The following is a 23,666-nucleotide window of genomic DNA, read 5'->3' as shown; positions in this document are numbered from 1 at the left end:
CCGTGCCAGATGGCGTCGCGGAGCCTTAAACCGCGGCGGACGAAGGTAAACGGTACTTTCCGTCACTGCCCCGACCGTCCCGAAGTGGGGCACTGGCGTCCCAGGCCGGGACGTGGCAGGGCCGTGCCATGGCCAATCCCCCCGCTTCCGCCGCCGGCGGTGTCCTCGTCGCAGCCTGCTCGATCCTGGGCGCGGTGATCGGCCTGTTCGAAGGCCAGGTAACGATCGGCTTCCTTGCTGGATTGGCGATCGGCAGCGCTGGCGCGATCGCCGTCTGGCTGCGCGACCGCCGCGGCTGAATCAGCGCGGGGCGCGCATCAGCCACACCACCTTGCCGATCATCGTCGGTGTGCCGGCGGGGACGGGAGCGGCAGCGGGATTGTCGCTGGTCACCGCCAGCCCGTCCCGCGTCCAGCGCACGCGCTTGACCATCACCGCATCGTCGAAGCGCAAGACGAATAGCGCGGCCTGCGCATCGGGCCGGCGCTGCGCCTGATCGACCACGATCAGGTCGCCGTCGATCAGCGTCGGCTCCATCGACTCGCCGCGCACCCGCACGATCGCCGCTTGCCCGGCCTTCAGCCGCAGGCGCGTCGCCAGCGCCGGGTCAAGCGCTTCCGCACCCAGCATGATCTCGCCGTCGACCCATGCGCCGGGACCGGCCGATGCCGATACGTCGAGCCGCGGCAGGACAAAGGCCGGGCGGCTCCGCTCCGCCCCCAGTTCCGTCTCGTCGACACCGAAGAAATCGGCCAGCCGCCGCCGATCGTCCGGCAGCAGCGCGCGGGGCGACCCGCGTGTGACGAATTGCTGAAGATACGCGGGATTGCGCCCGATCATCGCCGACAAGGCGGCAAGGCTTGCCCCCCGCTCCAGCGCGAGGTCGCGCAATCGCGCTCTCGGATCATGTCCGTCCACCGTCCTTCGGTACCCTAGGATTTTTTCCTAGACAAGTAGGATTTGGCGGAACACCTCATGAACATACCGACGGACTCGGGACTCGGGAGGGAGCAATGACGGTGCTGTATGACATCAACCTATATCTCGCGCGGACGCGGATGCCGGCGACGCTGTTCGGCCGATTGGCGGTCAATGATCCCCGCTTGGTTCACGATCTGAGGCGCGGCCGTCAGCCGCGGCCGGCGATGGAGCGACGCATCCGCGATTTCATCGCGCGCGATCTGGCCACGCCTCGCAGCGAGAATGCCGTCAGGACCGGCCGCCCCTGCCTCGTCAGCGACGTAACCGCCATTCGGGGGGTGATCTCATGAGCATCGACACGAACCTTCACGGCCAAACCCGGCGGTTGATCCGCGCCCTGCGCCGTGACGCCGCCCTCGCCGGGATCCAGATCGAGCCGGTGGTGATCAGCGAAGAGACTTGGGCCAGCGCGACCTTCGACGGTAGCAGGGTGATGCTCCGCTGCGCCACGGACGGTGACGTGCAACCTTGGCTCGCCTGTTTGCCGGAGGCCGAGCTTGACGTCCATGGCGCGCTGGTCGCTGATCTCGCCGTGGAATCGGCTACACCCGGGTCGATAACGCTTGCGATTCTCCTGATCGCCGCACGCTGATCGGCGAAACCGCCAGACTGATGAAATTTGTCTTTGATATAATGTAACATCACCGCTAGACAGCGCTGCATCGCACCAAATTCGTATGCTTGGAGTATCAATGGCACGTCTTGCCCTGTTGGCCGGCACCGCCGGCCTTGCCCTGACCGCCGTTCCGGCCTGCGCCCAGGTCGCCACCGACACCATTGCCGGCAGCACCGCACAGCAGGATCGCAGCCGCGACATCATCGTGTCCGCGCCGATTGATCAGAGCGAGCGCGACGTGCTGCAGGGTACCACCGTCCTGTCCGGCGAGGAACTGACCCGCGAACTGCGCCCGACGATCGGCGAAACGCTTGCCCGTCAGCCCGGCGTCTCGGCCACCTCCTTCGGTCCGAGCGCCTCACGGCCGATCCTGCGCGGTTTCCAGGGCGACCGTATCCGCGTACTCACCGACGGCATCGGCTCGATCGACGTGTCCAACACCTCGGTCGATCATGCGGTGATCATCGACCCGCTGCTCGCGGAACGCGTCGAGGTGCTGCGTGGCCCGTCGGCGCTCTTGTTCGGATCGTCCGCCGTCGGCGGCGTCGTCAACGTCATCGACACGCGCATCCCGCGCACCGTGCCGAAAGACGGCTATCGGCTGAACGGCATCGCCAATTACGGCTCTGCGGCGAACGAGCGGTCAGGCGGCATGGCGGGTGACGTCGCCGTCGGCGACCATCTCGTCCTCCACGCCGACGGCTCCTATTTGAAGTCCGACGACCTGCGCACCGGCCACGGCTATCTGCTGTCGCCCGAGGCGCGCGCCGCGGCGCTCAGCCAGGTCGGCCTGCCGCAGCCGGGTGCCGAAGAGCCGATCGATTTCGCCGCCTCCGCCGCGCTGCGCAACCGGCTGCCCAATAGCGCCGCCGAGACCTGGACCGCCGGGGCCGGTGCGACGATCATCACCGACACCGGCAGTCTCGGCATCAGCTACAGCCATTACGACAGCCTTTATGGCGTGCCGATCCGTTTCGCGACGCAGGTTGGCCAGGAGCAGGAGGCTCCGCGTCTGTCCGTCGTGCAAAACCGCGTCGACCTGCGCGGCGAAGTGCAGACCGGCGGCGGCTTCCTCGACCGTATCCGCATCCGCGCCGGCCAGGCGACGTATCGCCATTTCGAGCTGGAGGAGGACGGCAGCGTCGGCACCGCCTTCTACAACAACGGTCTCGAGGGTCGGCTGGAGCTCGTCCAGGCCAATCGCGGCGGCTGGCAGGGCGCGAGCGGCGTACAATATTTCAACCGCCAGTTCGATGTGAAGGGCGATGAGGCGTTCCTGCCGAAGAACGAGACCAATCAAACCGGCCTTTTCACCCTGCAGCAATATGCCAGCGGGCCGTTCCGGGCGGAGGGCGGCTTGCGCTACGAGATCAGCGATCTCGCGGCGCGCACCCCGGCCGACGATCTGCGCTTCTTTGCGGGCAAGCGTCATTTCGAGGCCGTGTCGGGTTCGCTCGGTGCCTCCTATGCGCTGAGCGATGCGATCCGTGTCGGCATCAACGGCTCCCGCACCGAGCGCGCGCCGTCGGCGGAGGAGTTGTTCGCGAACGGCGCCCACGCCGGCACCCAGGCCTATGAACTCGGCAGCCCCGACTTCCGGCTCGAAAAATCCTGGGGGCTGGAGGCGACGTTGCACGCCCATGGCACCGGGTTCAGTTTCGATGCCTCGGCCTATTACAACTGGTTCACCAACTATATCTCCGAGAATCAGGTGGACCAGGCGGTGTGCGCCGCCGCCGCCGCGCCGTCGGGGCGGGATGTCGACCTGCCCTGCTTCCAATATCAGCAGCGCGACGCCCGCTATTGGGGGTTCGAGGCGGACGGGTCGGTGAAGCTGGCGCAACTCGGCGACTATGCGATCAACGCCGATCTGCTCGGCGACTACGTCCGCGCGACGATCGTCGACCTAGGGCCGGCGCCGCGTATCCCGCCGGCCCGCGTGCTCGGCGGCGTCGAGGCGCAGGGTGACCGGTTGAGCGGCCGGGTGGAGGTGGAACATGCCTTCGCGCAGAACCGGCTGGCGGCGTTCGAGACGCGGACCAGCGATTATACGATGGTCAATGCGTCGTTGTCGCTGAAGCCCTGGGGCAGCCAGAGCCGGACCAGCCTGCTGCTGTCAGCGAACAACGTCTTCGATGTCGTCGCCCGCCGTCATTCCAGCTTCCTCAAGGATTTCGCCCCCCTGGCCGGACGCGACCTGCGCGCGACCCTGCGCTTCGGCCTGTAAGCCGGGGTCGAAATTCCGGCGGAACGCGCCAACGCCGCCTGCCCCTCCCGCGAACGGGAGGGGCACGGCTTGCCTCCCCGCCCCTTCCCCCGTACCGCACCCTCCAAAGGAGAGTGACACATGGCCGGTATGGGCAAGTTCGACTGGGCGGATCCGTTCCTGCTCGACGAGCAGCTGACCGAAGACGAGCGGATGATCCGCGATACGGCACGCGCCTATGCGCAGGACCGGCTCGCCCCACGGATCGTCGATGCCTTCCAGCACGAACATACCGATCCCGCGATCTTCCGCGAGATGGGCGAGCTCGGCCTGCTCGGCCCGACCATACCCGAAGAGTTCGGCGGCGTCGGGGCGAGCTACGTCGCCTATGGCCTGGTCGCGCGCGAGGTGGAACGCGTCGACTCCGGCTACCGCTCAATGATGAGCGTCCAGTCGAGCCTGGTGATGTATCCGATCCATGCCTATGGGTCCGATGCGCAGAAGCGCAAATATCTGCCCAAGCTCGCCAGCGGCGAATGGATCGGCTGTTTCGGCCTGACCGAGCCCGATGCCGGTTCCGACCCCGGCGGCATGACCACGCGCGCGCGCCAGGTCGATGGCGGCTACGTGATCTCGGGCGCCAAGACCTGGATCTCGAACAGCCCGATCGCCGACGTCTTCGTGATCTGGGCCAAGTCCGATGCGCATGGCGGGGCGATTCGCGGCTTCATCCTCGAAAAGAATATGGCCGGCCTGTCGGCGCCGAAGATCGAGGGCAAGCTCAGCTTGCGCGCGTCGATCACCGGCATGGTGATGATGGACGAGGTCGCGGTCGGCGAGGACGCGTTGCTGCCGCATGTCGAGGGGCTGAAGGGCCCGTTCGGCTGCCTCAACCGTGCCCGCTACGGGATCAGCTGGGGCGCGCTCGGCGCCGCCGAATTCTGCTTTCACGCCGCGCGGCAGTATGGCCTCGACCGCAAGCAGTTCGGCACGCCACTCGCCGGGCGGCAGCTGTACCAGAAGAAGCTTGCCGACATGGAGACGGAGATCGCGCTCGGCCTGCAGGCCAGCTTGCGCGTCGGGCGGCTGATGGACGAGGGCCGCTTCGCGCCGGAGATGGTCAGCATCGTCAAGCGCAACAATGTCGGCAAGGCGCTCGACATCGCCCGCACGGCGCGCGACATGCACGGCGGCAACGGCATTTCCGGCGAATATCAGGTGATGCGCCACGTCATGAACCTCGAGACGGTCAACACCTACGAGGGCGCGCACGACGTCCACGCGCTGATCCTCGGCCGCGCGATCACGGGAATCGCGGCGTTTTGAGCGGGGCGGCGTGACCACCGCCCTCGCCGGCCTCAAGGTCCTCGAGCTTGCGCGCATTCTCGCGGGCCCCTGGGCGGGTCAGGTGCTCGCCGACCTCGGCGCCGAGGTCACAAAGGTCGAGAGCCCGGCGGGCGACGATACCCGGACCTGGGGGCCGCCCTTCGTCGACCATCCCGACGGCAGCCGCGATGCCGCCTATTTCCATGCCTGCAACCGCGGCAAGACCAGCCACGTCATCGACTTCACCACCGCGGCGGGGCAAGCGCAGGTCCGGGCGCTCGCCGCCGAAGCCGACGTGCTGATCGAGAACTTCAAGGTCGGCGGCCTCGCCCGATACGGGCTCGACTATGCCAGCCTTTCGGCGATCAATCCGCGGCTCGTCTATTGCTCGATCACCGGTTTCGGCCAGGACGGACCCTACGCCCATCGCGCCGGCTACGACTATATCGTCCAGGGCATGAGCGGAATGATGAGCCTGACCGGCGAGCCGGACGGCGCCCCGCAGAAGATCGGCGTCGCCATGGCCGACATCACCACCGGCCTATACGCGGTAATCGCGATCCAGGCGGCGCTGGCGATGCGGACACGCACCGGGCGCGGCCAGCACATCGACATGGCGCTGTTCGACACGATGGTCGGGGTGCTCGCCAACCAGGCCGCCAATTACTTCGCCAGCGGGATCAATCCGCCTCGGCTCGGCAATGCTCACGTCAATATCGCACCCTATGCGGTGTTCGAGACGGCGGACGGCTGGTTCATCCTCGCGGTCGGCAATGACGGGCAGTTCGCGCGCTTCTGCACGGTCGCCGGCATCGAACCCCGCCCCGGCTGGGCGACCAATGCCGGCCGTGTCGCCGATCGTGACGCATTGACGGCGGTCGTCACCGCCGCCACCCGCCGCTTCGCCCGCGGCGACCTGCTCGTCCGGCTGGAGGCGGCCGGCGTACCGGCGGGCCCGATCAACACGGTCGAGCAGGCCCTGGCCGATCCACAGATCGCGGCGCGCGGCATGGTGATCGACCAGCCGCCGATCCGCGGCCTGCGCACCCCGATCCGCTTTTCCGAAGCGGAACTGGCGTTAGGCCGCCCCGCGCCGCGAAAAGGATCGGGCGACGCCTGATCCCGGCGCCGGCGCGGTGGTTCAGGCGGCGCGCTCGACCTCCGGCGCCGGGCGGCGCGCATAGAGTCCGTAGGACAGGATTATCGCATAGCAGATCGCCGGCAATAGCAAGGCGAAGTGCAGCGAGCCGCTCTGGTCGGCGAGCATGCCGGTCAGCGGCGGGATGATCGCGCCGCCGACGATCGCGGTGGCGATCACGCCCGAACCTTCCGCCGCGCGCTTGCCGAGCCCTTCGCTCGCCAGGCTGAAGATCGTTGGGAACATGATCGAATTCATCAGGCCGATGGCAAGCAGCGACCAGCCCGAGACCGCACCGGTGGTGTTGGCCGAAATGAGGATCAGCGCGATCGCACCGGTGGCGACGCTGGCCAGCACCTTGCCCGGCGAGACCCGTGCCAGGATGCCCGCGCCGATGAACCGGCCGATGAGGGCACCGCCCCAGTAGAAGGGCACGTGCTTGCCGGCTTCCTGGCCGGTCAGCGCCAGCGTCGACGGCTGCATCAGATAGTTGACGATCAGCGATCCGATCGCGACCTCGGCGCCGACGTACAGGAAGATGCACAGCGCACCGATACCGAAGCGCGGGCGGCCGAGCAGATTGAAGGCCTGGAGGATGCTACCGTTGTGGCTCTGTTCCTCGTGCAGGCGATTGCGGCGCGACCAGACGACGGCGGCGACGATGGCGAGCGCGGCGGCGAGGCAGAGATAGGTGACAACGACGGTATGCGTTTCCGCGGCGCGATAGGCGTCGAGCGCCGCACCGGACAACGTCGCCGGATCGACCGTCGCGAACCCGCCGAGGATGACGATCGAGCCGACATAGGGGAAGATGGTCGTGCCGAGCGAGTTGAACGCCTGCGCGAAGGTGAGGCGGCTCGACGCGGTGCGCGGATGGCCGAGCAGCGAGATCAGCGGATTGGCGACGACCTGCACCACCGTGATGCCGGCGGCGAGCACGAACAGCGCGAACAGGAACACGCCGAAGGTCGCCGACGACGAGGCCGGCACGAACAGCAGGCAGCCGACCATCATGGTCAGCAGGCCGATCGCGGCAGTGCGCATATAGCCGGCGCGCCGCACGATCGCCGCGGCGGGGATCGAACAGATCGCATAGGCGGCGAAGAACGCCGACTGGACGAGCAGCGCCTGCGCGTAGTTGAGCGTGAACAGCTCCTTCAGCTTGGGGATGATGACGTCGTTGAGCGACGTGATCCCGCCGAAGATGAAGAACAGCGCGAAGACGAAGACGCGCAGGTCCGGCGCATCATAGCCGTGGACCGCGTCGCCGGCGGCGGCCGACTCCTGCGGCGATGTGCTGACGTTGATTGCCATGGTCGGCGCCCCTCTCGTAGTCGTTTCCGGCACCGCACAAGCACGGCCAGGCGGCGCTGGCAACCGCTCAAAGCGCTGATCTGGGCCAAGCTTGTCCCGACCCCGCGCCGAAATGCGCTAGGACTGGATCGCCCTGCCCCGCTTCGCCTATGGCGGCGGCCATGGCGCGCCTCACGGTCAACAACCAGCCTGTCGAATATCGGCTCGACCCCGAAACACCCCTGCTCTGGGCGTTGCGCGACGCATCCAACCTGACCGGGACTAAATATGGCTGCGGCACGGGCGATTGCGGCGCCTGTACCGTCGACATCGACGGCCGTGCGGCCCTGTCCTGCCGCACCCCGATCGGCACGATCGAGGGCACCTACGTCACCACGATCGAGGGACTGTCGCGGGAACGCAATCATCCGCTCCAGCTCGCCTTCATCGCGGCCAATCTGCCGCAATGCGGCTTCTGCATCCCGGGAATCCTGATGGCGGCGGCGACGCTGCTCAAGAAGAACCCCGATCCGAGCGAGGATGCGATCGGCGCGGCGATCGACAATCTGTGCCGCTGCGGCGTCTACCCGCGGCTGATCGAGGCGATCCAACGTGCCGCTCGGGCCCTGCGTGGCGAGGAGACGATCCCCGCCGGCGTGCGACCCGGCATCGACCCCGCCGATGCCGCGCGGCTGGTGCCTGCCTTCGTTGCCAAGCCGGAGCGTTGACGGTGTCATCGGTTGCCCCCTGACGGCGAAAGCTGTCGGATCGCTGACCGACCAATTCAGCTTGCCAACATCGACGGCACTTTATCTGCAGGTCATCATGAGGGCCGGCTTGTGCGCCGGCAGACGAGGACCAAGAGGTGATGAGGACCTTCATCAAGTCGCTGCTCGCCGCCACGATGCTGATCCCGGTGGCGGCTCAGGCACAGGACGCCCCGCCGCGACCGCCGCAGGGCGATGGCCACCGCGGCTATGATCGACCCGGATACGATCGACGGGGCGGCGACCGCTCCCGTCCGGCAGACAATTTGCAGGGCGCCCGTCCCGATTTCCGCAGCGAACGCTCCCAGCCGTTCCAGGCGCAGCCCGGCGCCCGCCCCGACCGCAACTTCGATCGTCCCGATCGTGGGTTCGACCGTCCCCCCGAGGCGCGCCCCGACCGGCCCGAGGGCGCACGGCCGGGCCCGGAGCGGGTTCGCCCGGAGCGCTTGACGCCGGACCGCCCTGCCCCGAACCGGCTGGAGGTCGACACGCGCGGCGACCGTCCGCTTGCCGAGGGACGGCCGGATTGGCGCGGCGGCAACTGGAACCGGCAGCGGGACGACCGCCGTGACGGTGTGACCGTCCATCGCGGGTTCGACGATCGCCGGCCGGGCGTGGACGATCGCCGCGCCGGTTGGAACGGCGACCGCATCGATCGCAACGACCGCCCTGGCTGGGACGGCCGGGACGGCGAGCAGCGCCGCTGGGACAGGCGGGGCGACGACCGCGGCGCGTGGAGCCGCGGCTGGCGCGATGATCGCCGCTACGATTGGGGCCGCTATCGCGACGGCAATCGGGCCGCCTATCGCCTGCCGCATTATTATGCGCCGGCGGGCTGGGGTTATGGCTATCGTCGCTTCACGGTCGGCACGACGCTGTGGTCGGGCCTATGGGGATCGTCCTATTGGATCGACGATCCGTTCGCCTATCGCCTACCGGAGGCCTATGGGCCCTATCGCTGGGTCCGTTATTATGACGATGCCTTGCTCGTCGACGTGCGCAACGGCCGGGTGGTCGACGTCGTCTACGACATCTTCTGGTAAACGGCGCGGGGGCGGCGCGGCCCGTCGCACGGGTCGGTGCTCGCCCCCGCTGCCCCCTTGCCATTATCCCGGCCGGGCGGCATCTCCTTGGGATGTTCGCCCGCAAGCCCAATGGCGCCAATCCCTTGCGACAGTCGATCGGCGCGTCGGTCGCAAGCCGCCTCGAAGCCAATCCGGCGATGACCAGTGCCGGTGTGCCCAACGTCCAGGCCTATTATCAGCTCGACTTCATCGATCCGGCGACCTGCGCACGGCTGATCGGGATCATCGATGCCGGCCGCCGGCCGTCGACCCTGCTATCCGACAGGGCCGGCAGCGACTTTCGCACCAGCGAGAGCTGCGACATGGATCGTTTCTCCCCCGACATTCGCCCGGTCGACGAAGCGATCGCCGCGCTGCTCGGCATCGATCCGCGCCATGGCGAGACGATGCAGGGGCAGCGTTACGCGCCCGGCCAGCAGTTCAAGGCGCATCACGATTATTTCCACGAGGGCGAAAGCTATTGGGGCGCGATGAAGGCGTCGGGTGGCCAGCGGACCTGGACCGCGATGATCTACCTCAACGACGTCGAGGAGGGTGGCGCGACCTGGTTCCCGCAGGCCGGCTTCCAGGTGCCGCCGCGTGCCGGCATGCTGCTCGCCTGGAACAACATGAATCCTGATGGCAGTCCCAATCTGCTGACGCTCCACGAGGGGACGGCGGTGGTGCGTGGAACGAAATATGTCGTCACCAAATGGTTTCGCGAAAAGCCGTGGATGAAGTGACCCATGCCACCGCGTCCCTCTGATCTCGCCACCGCCACCGTCGGTGCTGCCGATGCCGCGCCGCCCGCGGCGCTCGGTATCGCTGCCTCGATCCTGGGCCAGCCGTGGCGCTGGCGAGGGCTGGCGGCGGATGCGCGCGACGGCTTCGGCACCGACGATCTAGTCACCCAATTGCTGCTCGCCCGCGGTTGCCCGCGCGAGGCGCTCGACGATCACCGCGCGCCATCGATCCGCGCCTTCATGCCCGATCCGTCGATATTCCGGGACATGGACAAAGCCGCCGCGCGGCTGGCCGACGCGGTGGAGAAGGGCGAACGGGTCGCGATCTTCGGCGACTATGACGTCGATGGCGCTACCTCCGCCGCGCTGCTCGTTCGCCTTCTCGGCGAGCTTGGGCTCTGCGCCCGCCCCTATATTCCCGACCGGTTGACGGAGGGCTATGGCCCATCTGGCGCCGCACTGCATCGCCTCGCCGACGAGGGCGCCTCGCTGATCGTCACGGTCGATTGCGGTGCGCAGGCATTCGAGGCGTTGGAAGCGGTGCGCGCCGCGGCGGTGGATATCGTTGTGGTCGACCACCACAAATGCCAATCGGCGCTGCCGCCGGCCCATGCCGTGGTCAATCCTAACCGGCTCGACGAGGATGAAGGCGCTGCGCATGGTCACCTTGCCGCGGTCGGCGTTTGCTTCCTGCTCGGCGCCGCCCTGATCCGCACCTTGCGCGCCCGCGGCTTCTTTGCCGCACGGGACGAGCCGCGACTGCTCGAACTGCTCGACCTCGTCGCGCTCGGCACCGTCGCCGACGTCGCGCCGCTGAAAGGGCTGAACCGCGCCTTCGTCGCGCAAGGGCTCAAGGTGATGGCGCAGCGGCGCAACCTCGGGCTGGACGCACTGATCGAGGCATCGCGGCTCACCCGTGCGCCGACCTGCCAGGATCTCGGCTTCGCACTCGGTCCGCGGATCAATGCCGGTGGCCGGGTCGGTCGCGCCGATCTCGGCGTCCGGCTGCTCACCACGGCCGAGCCGCAGGAAGCACGGACCATCGCGGCCGAGCTCGACCGGCTCAACGAAGAACGCCGCGCGATCGAAACGCTGGTCCGCGAAACGGCGGAAGCCGGCGCGAGCGGCGATCGCCGCGTCGTTGTCGTCGCCGGCCGCGGCTGGCACCCCGGGGTGATCGGCATCGTGGCGGGGCGGCTGAAGGAACGGTTCGGCCGCCCCGCCATCGTCATCGCGATCGACGAGGACGGCGTCGGCAAGGGCTCCGGCCGCTCGATTGCCGGGGTCGACCTCGGTGCGGCGATCCTTGCCGCCCGCGAACACGGCCTGCTGGTCGCCGGTGGCGGCCATGCCATGGCGGCCGGCCTGACGATCGCCGCCGATCAGGTGCAGCCGCTGGCGGACTTCCTGGAGGATCGACTCTCGATCGCGGTATCGCGGGCGATGGCCGGCCGCGCACTGCTGCTCGACACCGTGGTGGCGCCGGGCGCGGTCACCACCGGATTGGTCGAGGCGCTCGACGCCGGCGGGCCATACGGCACCGGTTGGGCGGCGCCGCGTATCGCCGTCGGCCCCGTCCGCGTGGTGCGCGCCGACCGGGTCGGCAGCGACCATGTCCGCGCAATCGTCGCCGGCGACGACGGCCGCAGTCTCAAGGCCATGGCGTTCCGCGCCGCCGACACGCCGCTCGGCCAGGCGCTGCTCGCCGCGGCACCGCATCGCAAGCTGTGGCTCGCCGGTCGCGCCCGCCGCGACGATTGGAGCGGTCGCGACGTCGCCGAACTGCATCTCGACGACGCCGCCTGGGCATCGTGACCAACAAGGGCTTGACCGTGCCCGCGACCTTCTCTAGGCGCACCCAACGCCATCGCATGGCCCCTTCGTCTAGTGGTTAGGACGCGGCCCTTTCACGGCTGAAACACGGGTTCGAGTCCCGTAGGGGTCACCAAACGGGCTGGTCGACGTTGCAGAGTTTTTAGCGATGTCTGCGGGTGCGTCGTCGGAGACACGCAGTATTCGCGTGCTCGAAGAGCCCCACCTCGTGGGTCCGATGAGTCGGGCGGTTCCTCCACTCGGGCGTGTGTTGTCGCTCGCGGAATGGGAAGGGGTAAGTAGCCCGTCCGCCTTTCGGCGCCGTCCTGTTAGAGCTGCCTGTGTTCGTGAGCTCGCGCTTCGTCGTGCCGGTTACAGGCGCCATTGCAGCGCTGCGGCACGTCAACAGCATCTTCAGCAATATCGATTAGGCCGATAGGATGCTGATCTACCTCCTCTTTGTGGGCGGACCGACATTCGGCTCCCTGTTCTACGGGTGGCGGGCTTGGGACCGAGCCCACTGGTGGCGTTCCGTCGAGGCCGTGACGGTTGGCAGCGATTACTCCGAAGCAGAGCGTCTTGACGATCTTCGGCCGTTCGCCGCGCTGAGGCTACACCCCTTCACGGATGGCAAGATTGGTCGATACACGAAGGTGCGGATTGATTACGCCGATGCTGCGGGCCGTCACCATCAAGCGACGGTGGATTGGGAAGTCAGGCGCGGTAAGACGGTGATGCCCACCATGCGGGTCTTCTACGATATCCGCGATCCAGATCGTGTGAATCTCTTTGGCCCGATGGGCGCTGCTTTTTGGTGTTTTCTCTGGTCGGTCGTGCTGGTCTATATGCTGTGGCTATTGCCCGAATTGGCCACCCTGACGCACTGACGCGGCATTGGGGTTGGGCGACGGCCCGCATGTGCCTTGCTCGTTCCCTCGCTCTGCCAGCGCGAGGGAATGTCTCCGATGGGGCAGCAGCTGTCTTCCGCTCACGACGTCTCCGGGCGCCCGCGAACGTAAGTGAGGCAAATGCGTATCTCCGATATGGAAGCCTTTTGCACGCCGCCGAATTCTGCGGTCAGGGCGGAAGACGTCTCCGCCTTTCTCTCCGCGGCGATCAGCGCTGCTGTTCCACCGGACGCTGTTCGGCTGACGGGCCGGAGATAGGCGGCCAGCGCGACCGCCACGCCGGCCAGCACCACCAGCGCCGCCACCATCATCCGCGACGGCGGCGAGGCGGGATCGGATAGCGTCACGCTGCACGACGTCAGCGACAGGACCTGTCCCACGAACAGGACGGCGGCGCCCTGCGCCAGCTTGGACACGCAGGTGAACGTGCCGACACGGCGCAGCGCGCGGCCGGGCACCGCCCCGTGCGCCATGACCGCCCAGAGAACCAGCCACAACCCGCTCGACCCCGCGCCGAACAGCAACCCGATCATCATCCCGCCCGCACCCGTCGTCCGCATCGGCGCGGTCAACAGCATCGCTCCCATCACCAGCATCGTCGCCATGCCCGGCAGCGCCCGCGTCATTCCATACCGCCCGATCACGAGCAGCCACAGCGGCTGGCTGAGCGGTGCACCGATCGTCGCCCACATCATCAGGTCGAGCCGGCGACTGGCGGACGCAATGAAATAGGGCTCCATCGCGTGGAACGACGTCGTTACCGCCATCATCACCGCGAGGGCAAGCAGCACGGCCGGAAAGTCGCGGCGCGTCGTTCTCGCCGGTGGCAGGTCGGGGGCCGGCGGTGCCGCCGGCCAGCGCACGCCCGCCAGCCATATGGAGCTGATCCACAGCAGGGCGGCGATGGCACCCGCCCAGCCGATATAGATCGTCACGCTCTGCCCCCTGATCAGGAGCGGCGCGGCGATCAGAGCGACCGACAGGGCGGCGAGGCTCGACACGACGTTCCGCGCCGCCAGCCATCGCCGCTGCTCGAGCGCGTCCCCCGTCGTCAGCGGGACCAGCGCGTTCTGCGCCACGTCGACCAGCGGATAGAGCAGACGAAAGCCGCTCACCGTCGCGAGCGCCCAGATCACCCGAGCATCCGGCGGGACGAGCGGGGTCATCGCGAACAGCAGGAAGCAGGCCGCCACCGCGGGCGCCGCGCGCAGCTGAAGCCGGGTCGCGGCCGCCGCATCCGCAACCAGCGCGTTGAGCTTCACGCCGACAAGCAGGTCCGCCGAACCATTAAGGAACAGCGTCAGCCCGAGCACCCAGCCCATTACGCGTGGAGTCAGGCCGCAGGCTTCGGTCAGGAAGAAGGCGAAGAAAAGTCCACTGGTATGCCAAAGCTGGCTCTTGGCGAAATGGGCGCAAAGATACTGTGGGATAGAACCGCCCCGGCCGGGGAGGCCCGTCATGGACATGGCCTCATCGCCGTACCGATTGCACAGACCCGCGAAAGTTTGATGACAGCCGCCCCGCGTTGCCGATGTGTAACGGCATGACGATGATGTGTCGCCCGTCCCGCGTCGGTCTCGTAATACCGCGATTATAACGCGCAGACCCAGAAGCGCCTGCTCGCTAAAGAAAGCCGGACCTTTGTTCACCATGGAGCGGCACCGCGATCAACGACGCCGGGAGACCTCGCCGCGGCCGTGCGGAAACGATGGGTATAGTAACGATGCGCGGCGGGAGAGCGGCACCGACCTGCTCGTTGCCTTTGCAGCTCACAATCGGATCGACATGGGCAGGCGCCCGCGACCTCTATCCCGCCGCGCCAGCGCTCCGTGTGCCGGTGACCTGCTCCCGCAACGCCGGTTCCCGCGTGATGTCGAGTGTCGCCGTAAGGCTGGCGCGGACGGCGTCGCCTTCATTGTCGATGAGTGGTCTTGACCAGCCGGGTGATGTCGTACCCGAACCGGTTGAAGCCGCCCTGATGCACCGTCCCCGCCGCGATGCCGTTCACCGTGAACTAGGAATCCGTCATCACCCCGTCGAAGACGATGTCGATGCTGCGCCCCTCCCAAGCCTTGGGTATGATGAAGCTGCGGCGATAGGTGGCGCGGCCGGCCGTGCGGGGCCCCTTGTCATAGCCATATTGATAGGCGCCGAATCCCTGTTGCTGCCAGTGAGACGGTACCGCGATGACGGCGTCGCGGCCCGCACCGCGGCCGCTGTCGATCCAGAAGCGCCAGGGCATGGCATCCCGCGGACCATGACCGGACGGCATCTGGACCTCAGTCCTGGCATCGCCTGGCCCCAGGCGGGCGTCGCGAGCAATGCCGAGAGCGCCAGCCAGACCCTCACCGCCCGGTCGCCACCGCATAGATGGCGGGGGCGCCCTCCATATTGGTGCGATAGACGATCCACTTGCCGTCCGGGGTGAAATGCTCGTTGGGTTCGAGCGTATAATCGTGGGTGGCGAGGCTCGCGAGCCGTTCGGTGTCGAGCGTCCCGGGCGTGATAAGACCGGGCTGCGGCGTCGCGACGCTGCGCGGGGTGAACAGGCTGATGTATTTCCCCGCCGCGCTGCCGTCACCGGCGAAGACGCGGCCGTCGCGCGATTGGGTGAAATGGGACGAGGCCTGGTCGGCGGCGAGCAGATAGCGACTGCGCGCGCCGCTGCGGACGTCGTAGCTGGCGAGCCAGCCCACCTGCTTCGCCGGCGTCTGCAGATCGTACCAGATCGTACGGCCGTCGGGGCTCCAGAATTCATGGCCGGCAATCTCGCCCGCCATGGTCCGCTGATGGACCTTGGTCAGCCCGCGGCCGTCGGTGCGGATCGTCCAGATCCGGTCGACCTGATCCCAGGGACCTTCGTGGCAGAACATCAGCAGTGTGGGATCGGTCGGCGAGAATTGAACATGGTTGAGCCAGTCGGTGGCGCGATGGATCGTCCGTCGGCGGCCGTCCGCGATCGCGATACTATACATCTCCATCGGCACCTTCGCAGCGAGCCGCGCCGCCATCCAGTGCGCCTTGGCCGCACCGAAGGACAGGGGTTTGCCGTCCGGTCCGACGCCGGTGTAGCTGGGTGCGCCCGTCTTCGGGTCACGGCGACCTTGGGCGGCAATCGCCGGTGGCGGCGGCGCCAGCTCGCGCTCCCCCGCCAGCAGCGTCTCGTCGGCATTGATCGCCTCAATCCGGCCGCCGGGCACGTCGGCGATCTTGCGGGTCGTGCCGGTGTCCAGATCGACCCGCCAGACCGCGAAGGGTCCGCCATCGTCGACGGCGGCGTCTTTGGTGGTATAATAGGCGGTGCGACTGCGCGGCCCGGCGAACAGCAGCCGGTCGACCTTCGCCTTCAGCACCAATCGCGTCGCCCAGCTTTTCAGATCGACGACGCGGATCCCCTCCGGCGTCAGATAGATCATCAGATCGCCCTGCGGCGTAAAGGGATTGTAGTTGAAGTAGAGCGCGTAATTGCCGGGCGTCGCGTCGATGCGGACGATCCGGTGGCCGGTGACGGGATCGACCCAGGACGCCGGGGTCGTCGTCGTCATCGTCGGCAGGGGCGCCACCGCCTGGGCCGCCGCAGCCAACGCGATCAGCATCGTCATCGTCATTTCCTCCCCGCCGCGGCGATGCGCCAGATCGTCCCGCCCTTTTCGTCGACGACGAGCAGCGCGCCGTCCGGTGCGACCGCCAGCGCGCGGGGACGGCCATGGACGTGGCCGGGGCCACCGCTGAAGCCGGTCAGCACCGGCTCCATCGGTTCCACCGCCCTGCCGTCGCGGAACGGCACAAAGACGACGTCATAGCCCATCAGCTGCGACCGGTTCCACGAACCGTGGCGCGCGACGCTGGCACCGTCACGATATCGCGCCGGCAAAACGGTCGACCGGCCGAAGGTGATGGCCAGCGCCGCGGCATGGGCGCCCACCGCGAAATTAGGCGTAATCGCCCGCGCGACCAGATCGGGCCGCTGCCCCTTCCGTCGCGGATCGGGATGCTTGCCCCAATAGCTGTACGGCCAGCCGTAGAAGCCGCCGTCGCGCACCGCGGTGATATAGTCGGGGATTAGATCGTCGCTCAGTTCGTCCCGCTCGTTGGCGGCGGTCCACAGGCGGCCTCGCGCCGTCTCGATCGCCATGCCGACGGGGTTGCGGATACCGTCGGCGATGATCCGCTCCCGGCCGGTCGCAGGATCGATGGAGAGGATCGCGGCACGTCGCTGCTCCTCCGCCATGCTATATTCGCCGGCGTTGCTTGCCGATCCGACCGCGACGTACAGCGGCCGTCCGTCCCCGCCGGCGAGCAGGTTGCGCGTCCAGTGATTGTTGCAGCCGGTGGGATCGAAACGGGCGATCATGGTGCGCGGCGCCTCCGCAACGACCTCCGTCTGCCCGGTTCGATACGGCGTCCAGAACACGCCGTCGGCATTGGCGACGTACAGCCGGTTTCGGATCAGGGCCATGCCATTGGGCTGGCGCAGGCCGGAAAGGAACAAGGTCTTGCGATCGGCACGGCCGTCGCCGTCGGTATCGCGCAGCAGCAGGATGCGAATGCGCCCCTGCCCGTGATAGGACGGGTCCTCGTTCTTGCGCTCGGTTTGCGCTTCGGCGACCAGCACGTCGCCATTGGGCAGCACGATGGCATTGCGGGGGGAATACAGTCCTTCCGCGAACCGCCCGACCGTCAGGCCGGACGCCGCCCTCACCGCCGCGCCGGATTGGATCGCGGCGGCTCCGTTCGGCAACGCCGCAACGCCCATTGCCAGGACGACTGTCTTCGCCAAGCGGTACCAGGCCATCGCTCTCTCCCGCGTCCATCGGGCCCGACCGTTGCGGCCAAGTCACACCGACCGACTTTCCCGGCACTTACCAATATGTGAAATCTTCTTGCAACATTTTCCTTGCGCGAGATTGATCCAGCGCGCAAATTTATGACGTCAGCCGCAAAAACGGCGGCGATACGGGAGAATGAGGGGATGATTGGGAACCGCCAGGCGCTGATGCTGCGCCCCGCGCTCGTTGCAATCGCGATCGCGCTGGCGACGCAGGCACAGGCGCAAACCGCCACGCCGCCGACCTCAACACAGGACGTGCCGCAGGTGCCGCCGGAAAATTCCGCCGCCAGCGCCGACCCCAGCGAGCAGGGCGCGCCCGACATCATCGTCACCGGTTTCCGTGCCTCGCTCAGCAGCGCGATCAATGCCAAGCGCAACGAGACCGCCGCGATCGACAGCATCGTCGCGGAGGATATCGGCAAGTTCCCGGACAGCAATCTCGCCGAATCGATGCAGCGCGTGCCGGGTGTCGCGCTCGCCCGCGGCGACGGTGGCGAGGGTCGCAACATCTCGGTGCGCGGCCTCGGCGCCGCCTTCACCCGCGTGCGCATCAACGGCATGGAGGGCACGTCGCAGACGGGCAGCTCCGACATCTACGGCGCCGGCAACAACGGCCGCAGCTTCGACTTCAACGTGTTCCCGACCGAGATCTTCTCGTCGCTCGCCGTGCGCAAGACGCCGTCGGCCGATGTGGAGGAGGGTTCGCTGGGCGCGACGGTCGATCTCAACGCCCCCAAGCCGTTCGACAGCCGCAAGGATTTCACGCTGACCGCGACCGCACGCGGCGTCTATGGCGAATTGTCGAAGAAGACGAACCCGCGCCTGTCCGGCCTGGTGTCGAAGAAGTTCGGCGACTTTGGCGTGCTGGCATCCGTCGCCTATCAGCAGCGTGACATCCGCGAGGTCGGCTATTCTGCGGTCGACATCCTGTCGGCCAATACCAACGGCCTATTCTGTTCGCCCGTCGGCGTCACGCCGGTCAATCCGGCAATCGGCAGCAAGGGCGCGGACGCCAACAATTGCTACCCCGGCGTGCCCCGCACCAGCACGGTCGCCGCCTATAACGCCATCTACAACGCGCGCCGGGCGGATGCGCCGAACACGCCGGGCAGCGGCGCCTTCCTGCCGCGCCTGCCGCGCTACCTCAATTCGGTGCAGGATCAGAAGCGGCTCGGCGGCACGCTGACCTTCCAATACAAGCCCGACGACGCGACCGACATCTCGCTCGACCTGCTCTATTCAAAATTTCATGTGGTACGGCGCGACAATTATATCGCGGCCGTCTCCTTCGCCCGCTCGGCCGCCAACAACGGCCAGCCGGTCACCTCGGTGCGCGATGTCCAGTTGAGCCCAAAAGGTAGTTTGGTCTACGGCCTGTTCGACGGTGTCGACGTCCGGTCGGAAGGACTCGTCGACGATTTCACCTCCACCTTCAAACAGGCCAACCTGAACATCCGGCATGAGTTCAACGAGCGGCTCGGCTTCAGTGCGCTGATCGGCCTGAACCAGGCGAAATCCTTCGGCAAGCAGCGCTTCCAATATTTCATGGACGCGATCGACACGCCGAATTTCTCGATCGACTATCGTAAGGGCAACAGCACGCCGCTGCTGGGCTTCGGCTTCGACGTCTCCGATCCGACCAAGTTCAACTATGCTCCCGGCCGCAGCGACGGCACCGTGCTCGGCGGCTACAGCTTTCAGGCGCGGCCCTCGACCAACACCAACAAGGGCTTCACCGGCGAGTGGAACTTCACCTGGAAGGCCGCCGACGCGCTGACCTTCAAGGCGGGAGGCCAGTATCGCCGCAGCGATTTCACCATCACCAACCTGATCCCGTACAGCGCCGATCTGGTGGTGCGGGCGCTGCCCGCCGGCACCTCCCTGGCCAGCCTGACGACGCAGATCACCGGCGTCGGCCAATTGTGGGGCAATGGCGCACCAGCAAGCTGGGCGACGCTCGATCCCGACAAGCTGATCTCGACCTTCAACCTCAACGCCACGCGCTATTGCGGCACCGAATGCGGCGCGCAGTCGAGCCGCGTGCTGGAAGAGGTGTCGTCGGCTTATGCGATGGCGACGTTCGACCTCGGCAAGCGGCTGGCCGGGATCGGCGTGCGCGGCGACGCCGGCGTGCGCTTCGTGCGCACCGACCAATTCTCTTCCGGCTTCATCCAGGTGTCGCAGGCCGGATCGCCGACCGGCCTGACCGGCCGCTATGCCATCGCCGACAAGAGCTACAGCGACTGGTTGCCGTCGGCCAATCTGGTGATCGAGCCGATCGACAATCTGCTGTTCCGCTTGTCCGGCGCCAAGGTGCTGGCGCGGCCTGAACTCGGCGTGCTGACGCCGACCAGCGGCGTCAATGCCGTGACGCGGTCGGGCAGCATCCAGAATCCGCAGCTCGATCCGATCCGCGCCAACACCGTCGACGCGGCGGTGGAATGGTATTTCCGGCCCGGCGCGCTGTTGTCCGCGGCGTTCTTCTACAAGGACATCAAGTCCTATGTGCAGAGCGTCAACAGCCTGGTGCCGTTCGACAGCCTGGGCCTGCCGAACGAATTGCTGATCGGATCGAACACGCTGCCCAGCGAGCTGTTCACCATCTCGCGGCCGATCAACACGCCGGGCGGGCCGCTGAAGGGGATCGAGCTGAACGCGCAGGTGCCGTTTACCTTCCTGCCCGGCTTCCTGCGCAATTTCGGAGCGCTGGCGAATTACACGCATGTCACGTCACGCATCCGCTACGTGCTAGCGAGCGTGAACGGCGTGCCGACGGTGACGACCACGGCCAATCTGATCGGCCTGTCGCCGGACACCGCCTCCGGCACCCTCTATTACGAGGATTCGAAGTTCAGCATCCGCGGCACCGCCAATTATCGCAGCGGCTTCATCCGCGGCATTCCGGCCTCGCCAGGCAGCGACCTGCAGGGCAATGCCGAGACGCTGTTCGTCGACGCCTCCGCCTCGTTCAACCTGACCGAGAACGTCAAGCTGATCGTCGAGGGCACCAATCTGACCGATGAGCAGAACCGGCTGTTCATCGACAGCCAGCGTCAGGATACGCTGTTCCAGACACGTATCGGGCGGACGGTGACGTTCGGGGTGAACCTGCGCTTCTGATTCACGCCAGGCGACCCGGCCGCCGCCGCATCACAGGCGGCGGCCGAGCGTCGATGGTCGGCGCGGAACAATAGCCGTGCCGATCCCCTCGCCCGTCTGGCCTAGCTATCATCCGCGGCGCGATGTCGCCCTTGGGCGTAAGGCGTCGAGCGCATCCGCATTGGCCCGGCCCCAGCCGTAAAGCAGCTCGACCGGCTCGACGAAGCGTCGGCCGAGGTCGGTCAGCCGATATTCGACCACCGGGGGCATCACGCTGGCGACGTGGCGATCGATCAGACCGCTCGCCTCCATGTCCCGCACCGTCTGCGTCAGCATCTTCTTCGAGATGCCGGGCAGGCTGCGCAGCAACACACCGGTGCGCGCGGCACCGCCATGCCGCGCGTGGAGCGTGTGCAGAACCATGCTGGTCCATTTGGTGGCGAAGAGTTCCAGCACGCGCCGCGGCGCGCAATCCTCGCGCCATTCGTCGTCGGGCGTGCCGGGGTCCATACGGTTACCTTTGGGTGCCTGGGGTGGGGAATGGTGCCGTCTAGAACCCTGCCCCCGCCATGCCTAGCTGCCGGTACGACAGATAGCGAAAGAACGAGACGATGGCGAAGACAGCATTGGTGGTCGGGGCGAGCGGGATCGTCGGCAGCGCGACGGCGGCGCGGCTCGTCGAGGAGGGTTGGACGGTGCACGGACTGGCACGGCGGCCGGTCGCGCAGGCGGGCGTCACGCCGGTGGTCGCCGATCTGCAGGATGCCGCGCAAACCCGAGCGGCCTTGCAGAATCTGGCGCCCGACGCGGTCTACATCACCACCTGGCTGCGCCAGGACAGCGAGGCGGAAAACATCCGGGTCAACGCCGCGATGGTGCGCAATTTGCTCGACGGCCTGCCGGCGCCGAGCGGACCGCGGCACGTGGCGCTGGTCACCGGCCTCAAACACTATCTCGGCCCGTTCGAGGCCTATGGTCAGGGCGTTCTGCCGCAGACGCCGTTCCGCGAGGAACAGGGTCGGCTCGACGTCGAGAATTTCTATTATGCGCAGGAGGACGAGGTATTCGCCGCGGCGGCGCGCGACGGCTTCACCTGGAGCGTCCATCGGCCGCACACGGTAATTGGACTGGCGGTCGGCAATGCGATGAACATGGGCACGACGCTCGCTGTCTATGCCAGCCTGTGCCGGGCGACAGGTCGTCCGTTCGTCTTTCCCGGGTCCGCCGCACAGTGGAGCGGGCTGACCGACATGACCGATGCCGGCCAGCTTGCCCGGCATCTGCTCTGGGCCACCGAAACATCGGCGGCGCACGATCAGGCGTTCAACGTCGTCAACGGCGACGTCTTTCGCTGGCAATGGATGTGGGGCCGGATCGCGGAATGGTTCGGCGTGGAGCCGGTACCGTTCGACGGCGTCGTCCGCCCGCTCGCCGAGCAGATGGCGGGGGATGCGCCGCTCTGGCGCGATCTGGCGACGCGCGAAGACTTGGCCGAGCCCGACCTCGCCCGGTTGGTGTCGCCTTGGCACACCGATGCCGACCTCGGCCGACCGATCGAGGTGGTCACCGACATGAGCAAGAGCCGGCGGCTCGGCTTCACCGCCTATCAGCCGACCGACGACGCCTTTCATGCGCTGTTCGCCCGGTTGCGCGCGGATCGCCTGATCCCCTGATCCTGCTCAGCCCAGCGCCGCCAAGGCGTCATAGCTGACCCGGGGGATCGGGATGATCGTGCCGTGGCTGGCGCCGGCTGGCATGGCGATACGGTCGGACACGTCGCGCCAGCTCCGCCCGCCATCGGCGGAGGCGACCGCGCCGTAGCGATGCTCGAGATAGCGGTCGAAGAAGACGACGATCTCCGGCCCGATCGTCACCACGGTCGGACCCTCGCTCCACGCCGGGGTGATCGGCGCGGAGAGCGGGCCGAAGCGCGGCGGCGACAGCGTCGCGTCGCACCATTGCACGACCTTGCGCAGTGGCTCCTTGCGCTCGTCCTTGACGAACATCAGCGTTCGCCCGCGGAAAGTCGCAAAGGTCGCATCGATGACGCTGTATCCGGGATCCCAGAACAGGGTCGTCGGCGTGAAGCGGTCGAAGTCGCGGGTCGTGGTGGCGTAGAGGCGATGGTCGCCTTCCTTGCCCGCCGCGCCGACCGTGCTTGCCCAGACGATCAGGAACCGGCCGGCCGCCGCGTCCCACGTCACTTCCGGCGCCCAGCTGTTGCGGGTGTCGGGGAAGGCCGCCATCACCGGCAAGGCCTGCTGCGCAGACCAGCGAACAAGGTCCGGCGAGCTGGCATAGCCGATCGTCGTCCCGGTCCAGCTCGTCGTCCAGACCAGATGGAACAGGCCGGTGCGCGGGTCGCACACGACACTGGGATCGCGCATCAGCTTGTTCTCGCCGACGGTCGGCACCAGCATCGGCGCGCCGTCGCGGACCGGACGATAGTGCCAGCCGTCGGCGCTGATCGCCAGCCGCAGGCCGGCGCGCCCGTTGTCGGCATTGCGGAAATGGGTGAAGAGGTAGCCGCCGGTGGCTTCATTCCGACGCGCGGCGCGGGCACCGGCCGTCACGGCCGCTGCTGCCAAACCGCCACATATCGTCCTTCGATCGAACATCATCGCCGCCCCTGCCCTGCTCGATGGGCCCAAGCCGCTTCTTGCAGACCGGGCAACGTGACCGACGCCCGTTTCGGTCGCTGTCCAAGACCGATGCCTCTAAGCGCCGTTTGTTCCCACCCTGTCTCACGCTCTGGCGCTGATTAAGAACGATCCATCGCATGAGACGGCGGAACCTGCGGGATATTCATAGTTTTGCCGTGGTGCGTCGCCTAGGGCGCCCGCGCGCCGCGGCCCGGCGTGCCCCACATCCGTCTCGAGCAG

General features: G+C 67.4%; 21 protein-coding genes and 1 tRNA gene. 14 read left to right on the top strand and 8 right to left on the bottom strand.

The window, feature by feature from the left end; translation table 11 throughout:
* The first annotated feature begins 128 nt into the window (after nucleotides 1-128).
* Entirely contained in the window at nucleotides 129-299 is a 171-nt protein-coding gene (locus ACU5AX_RS00850; protein ID WP_198353162.1) for a hypothetical protein, read from the top strand.
* Between the two features lies 1 nt (nucleotide 300).
* On the opposite strand, the gene ACU5AX_RS00845 is transcribed toward ACU5AX_RS00850, so the two are convergent.
* Nucleotides 301-891, bottom strand: coding sequence for a S24 family peptidase (locus tag ACU5AX_RS00845; RefSeq protein ID WP_446689278.1), 591 nt, complete (start codon nucleotides 889-891; stop codon nucleotides 301-303).
* Between the two features lie 122 nt (nucleotides 892-1,013).
* On the opposite strand from ACU5AX_RS00845, the gene ACU5AX_RS00840 reads away from it, so the two are divergent.
* From ACU5AX_RS00840 to ACU5AX_RS00820, 5 genes are all read left to right on the top strand, one after another.
* Nucleotides 1,014-1,271, top strand: coding sequence for a hypothetical protein (locus ACU5AX_RS00840; protein ID WP_446689277.1), 258 nt, complete (start codon nucleotides 1,014-1,016; stop codon nucleotides 1,269-1,271).
* The gene (locus ACU5AX_RS00835; protein ID WP_446689276.1) at nucleotides 1,268-1,573 is read left to right on the top strand and encodes a hypothetical protein; all 306 of its coding nucleotides are present in this window, start codon (nucleotides 1,268-1,270) and stop codon (nucleotides 1,571-1,573) included. The genes ACU5AX_RS00840 and ACU5AX_RS00835 overlap by 4 nt, the downstream gene beginning before the upstream one ends.
* 100 nt (nucleotides 1,574-1,673) lie before the next feature.
* Entirely contained in the window at nucleotides 1,674-3,824 is a 2,151-nt protein-coding gene (locus ACU5AX_RS00830; RefSeq protein WP_446689275.1) for a TonB-dependent receptor, read from the top strand.
* 120 nt (nucleotides 3,825-3,944) lie between these two features.
* Complete coding sequence (locus tag ACU5AX_RS00825; RefSeq protein WP_446689274.1) at nucleotides 3,945-5,129, top strand: acyl-CoA dehydrogenase; 1,185 nt, start codon at nucleotides 3,945-3,947, stop codon at nucleotides 5,127-5,129.
* A gap of 10 nt (nucleotides 5,130-5,139) precedes the next feature.
* The gene (locus ACU5AX_RS00820) at nucleotides 5,140-6,249 is read left to right on the top strand and encodes a CaiB/BaiF CoA transferase family protein (protein WP_446689273.1); all 1,110 of its coding nucleotides are present in this window, start codon (nucleotides 5,140-5,142) and stop codon (nucleotides 6,247-6,249) included.
* Nucleotides 6,250-6,270: 21 nt separating this feature from the next.
* Here ACU5AX_RS00820 and ACU5AX_RS00815 read toward each other — a convergent pair whose 3' ends face one another.
* Nucleotides 6,271-7,581, bottom strand: a complete 1,311-nt coding sequence (locus tag ACU5AX_RS00815) for a sugar MFS transporter (protein ID WP_446689272.1) — start codon at nucleotides 7,579-7,581, stop codon at nucleotides 6,271-6,273.
* Nucleotides 7,582-7,742: 161 nt separating this feature from the next.
* On the opposite strand from ACU5AX_RS00815, the gene ACU5AX_RS00810 reads away from it, so the two are divergent.
* From ACU5AX_RS00810 to ACU5AX_RS00785, 6 genes are all read left to right on the top strand, one after another.
* A complete protein-coding gene (locus tag ACU5AX_RS00810; protein WP_446689271.1) occupies nucleotides 7,743-8,288 on the top strand; it encodes a (2Fe-2S)-binding protein in 546 nt (181 codons plus the stop codon).
* 140 nt (nucleotides 8,289-8,428) lie between these two features.
* On the top strand, nucleotides 8,429-9,370 hold the full coding sequence (locus tag ACU5AX_RS00805; RefSeq protein WP_446689270.1) for an RcnB family protein: 942 nt from the start codon (nucleotides 8,429-8,431) through the stop codon (nucleotides 9,368-9,370).
* A gap of 92 nt (nucleotides 9,371-9,462) precedes the next feature.
* Nucleotides 9,463-10,134, top strand: a complete 672-nt coding sequence (locus tag ACU5AX_RS00800; RefSeq protein WP_446689269.1) for a prolyl hydroxylase family protein — start codon at nucleotides 9,463-9,465, stop codon at nucleotides 10,132-10,134.
* Nucleotides 10,135-10,137: 3 nt separating this feature from the next.
* The gene (gene recJ, locus ACU5AX_RS00795; protein WP_446689268.1) at nucleotides 10,138-11,949 is read left to right on the top strand and encodes a single-stranded-DNA-specific exonuclease RecJ; all 1,812 of its coding nucleotides are present in this window, start codon (nucleotides 10,138-10,140) and stop codon (nucleotides 11,947-11,949) included.
* 58 nt (nucleotides 11,950-12,007) lie between these two features.
* Nucleotides 12,008-12,082, top strand: a tRNA-Glu gene (locus ACU5AX_RS00790).
* A gap of 304 nt (nucleotides 12,083-12,386) precedes the next feature.
* A complete protein-coding gene (locus ACU5AX_RS00785) occupies nucleotides 12,387-12,833 on the top strand; it encodes a hypothetical protein (protein WP_446689267.1) in 447 nt (148 codons plus the stop codon).
* Nucleotides 12,834-12,934: 101 nt separating this feature from the next.
* On the opposite strand, the gene ACU5AX_RS00780 is transcribed toward ACU5AX_RS00785, so the two are convergent.
* The 4 genes from ACU5AX_RS00780 to ACU5AX_RS00765 all read right to left on the bottom strand — a co-directional run bounded on the left by ACU5AX_RS00780 (nucleotide 12,935) and on the right by ACU5AX_RS00765 (nucleotide 17,649).
* Complete coding sequence (locus ACU5AX_RS00780) at nucleotides 12,935-14,314, bottom strand: MFS transporter (RefSeq protein ID WP_446689266.1); 1,380 nt, start codon at nucleotides 14,312-14,314, stop codon at nucleotides 12,935-12,937.
* A 554-nt stretch (nucleotides 14,315-14,868) separates the two neighbouring features.
* Entirely contained in the window at nucleotides 14,869-15,096 is a 228-nt protein-coding gene (locus tag ACU5AX_RS00775) for a sugar-binding domain-containing protein (protein ID WP_446689265.1), read from the bottom strand.
* Between the two features lie 103 nt (nucleotides 15,097-15,199).
* Nucleotides 15,200-16,456: an oligogalacturonate lyase family protein gene (locus tag ACU5AX_RS00770; RefSeq protein ID WP_446689264.1), complete on the bottom strand. Its 1,257-nt coding sequence runs from the start codon at nucleotides 16,454-16,456 to the stop codon at nucleotides 15,200-15,202.
* A 2-nt stretch (nucleotides 16,457-16,458) separates the two neighbouring features.
* Nucleotides 16,459-17,649, bottom strand: a complete 1,191-nt coding sequence (locus tag ACU5AX_RS00765; protein ID WP_446689263.1) for a PQQ-dependent sugar dehydrogenase — start codon at nucleotides 17,647-17,649, stop codon at nucleotides 16,459-16,461.
* Between the two features lie 177 nt (nucleotides 17,650-17,826).
* Here ACU5AX_RS00765 and ACU5AX_RS00760 point away from each other — a divergent pair, with 177 nt between their 5' ends.
* Entirely contained in the window at nucleotides 17,827-20,805 is a 2,979-nt protein-coding gene (locus ACU5AX_RS00760; protein ID WP_446689262.1) for a TonB-dependent receptor, read from the top strand.
* A 108-nt stretch (nucleotides 20,806-20,913) separates the two neighbouring features.
* Here ACU5AX_RS00760 and ACU5AX_RS00755 read toward each other — a convergent pair whose 3' ends face one another.
* On the bottom strand, nucleotides 20,914-21,294 hold the full coding sequence (locus ACU5AX_RS00755) for a winged helix-turn-helix transcriptional regulator (protein WP_198353173.1): 381 nt from the start codon (nucleotides 21,292-21,294) through the stop codon (nucleotides 20,914-20,916).
* A 101-nt stretch (nucleotides 21,295-21,395) separates the two neighbouring features.
* Between ACU5AX_RS00755 and ACU5AX_RS00750 the strand changes: the two genes are divergently transcribed.
* A complete protein-coding gene (locus ACU5AX_RS00750) occupies nucleotides 21,396-22,457 on the top strand; it encodes an SDR family oxidoreductase (RefSeq protein WP_446689261.1) in 1,062 nt (353 codons plus the stop codon).
* A gap of 6 nt (nucleotides 22,458-22,463) precedes the next feature.
* On the opposite strand, the gene ACU5AX_RS00745 is transcribed toward ACU5AX_RS00750, so the two are convergent.
* Complete coding sequence (locus ACU5AX_RS00745; protein WP_446689260.1) at nucleotides 22,464-23,372, bottom strand: glycoside hydrolase family 43 protein; 909 nt, start codon at nucleotides 23,370-23,372, stop codon at nucleotides 22,464-22,466.
* Nucleotides 23,373-23,666: the final 294 nt, after the last annotated feature.

The sequence above is a fragment of the Sphingomonas benefaciens genome (assembly GCF_052907485.1).
The sequence above is the reverse complement of the archived record's forward strand: the minus strand, read 5'-3'. Positions and strand labels throughout refer to the sequence as shown.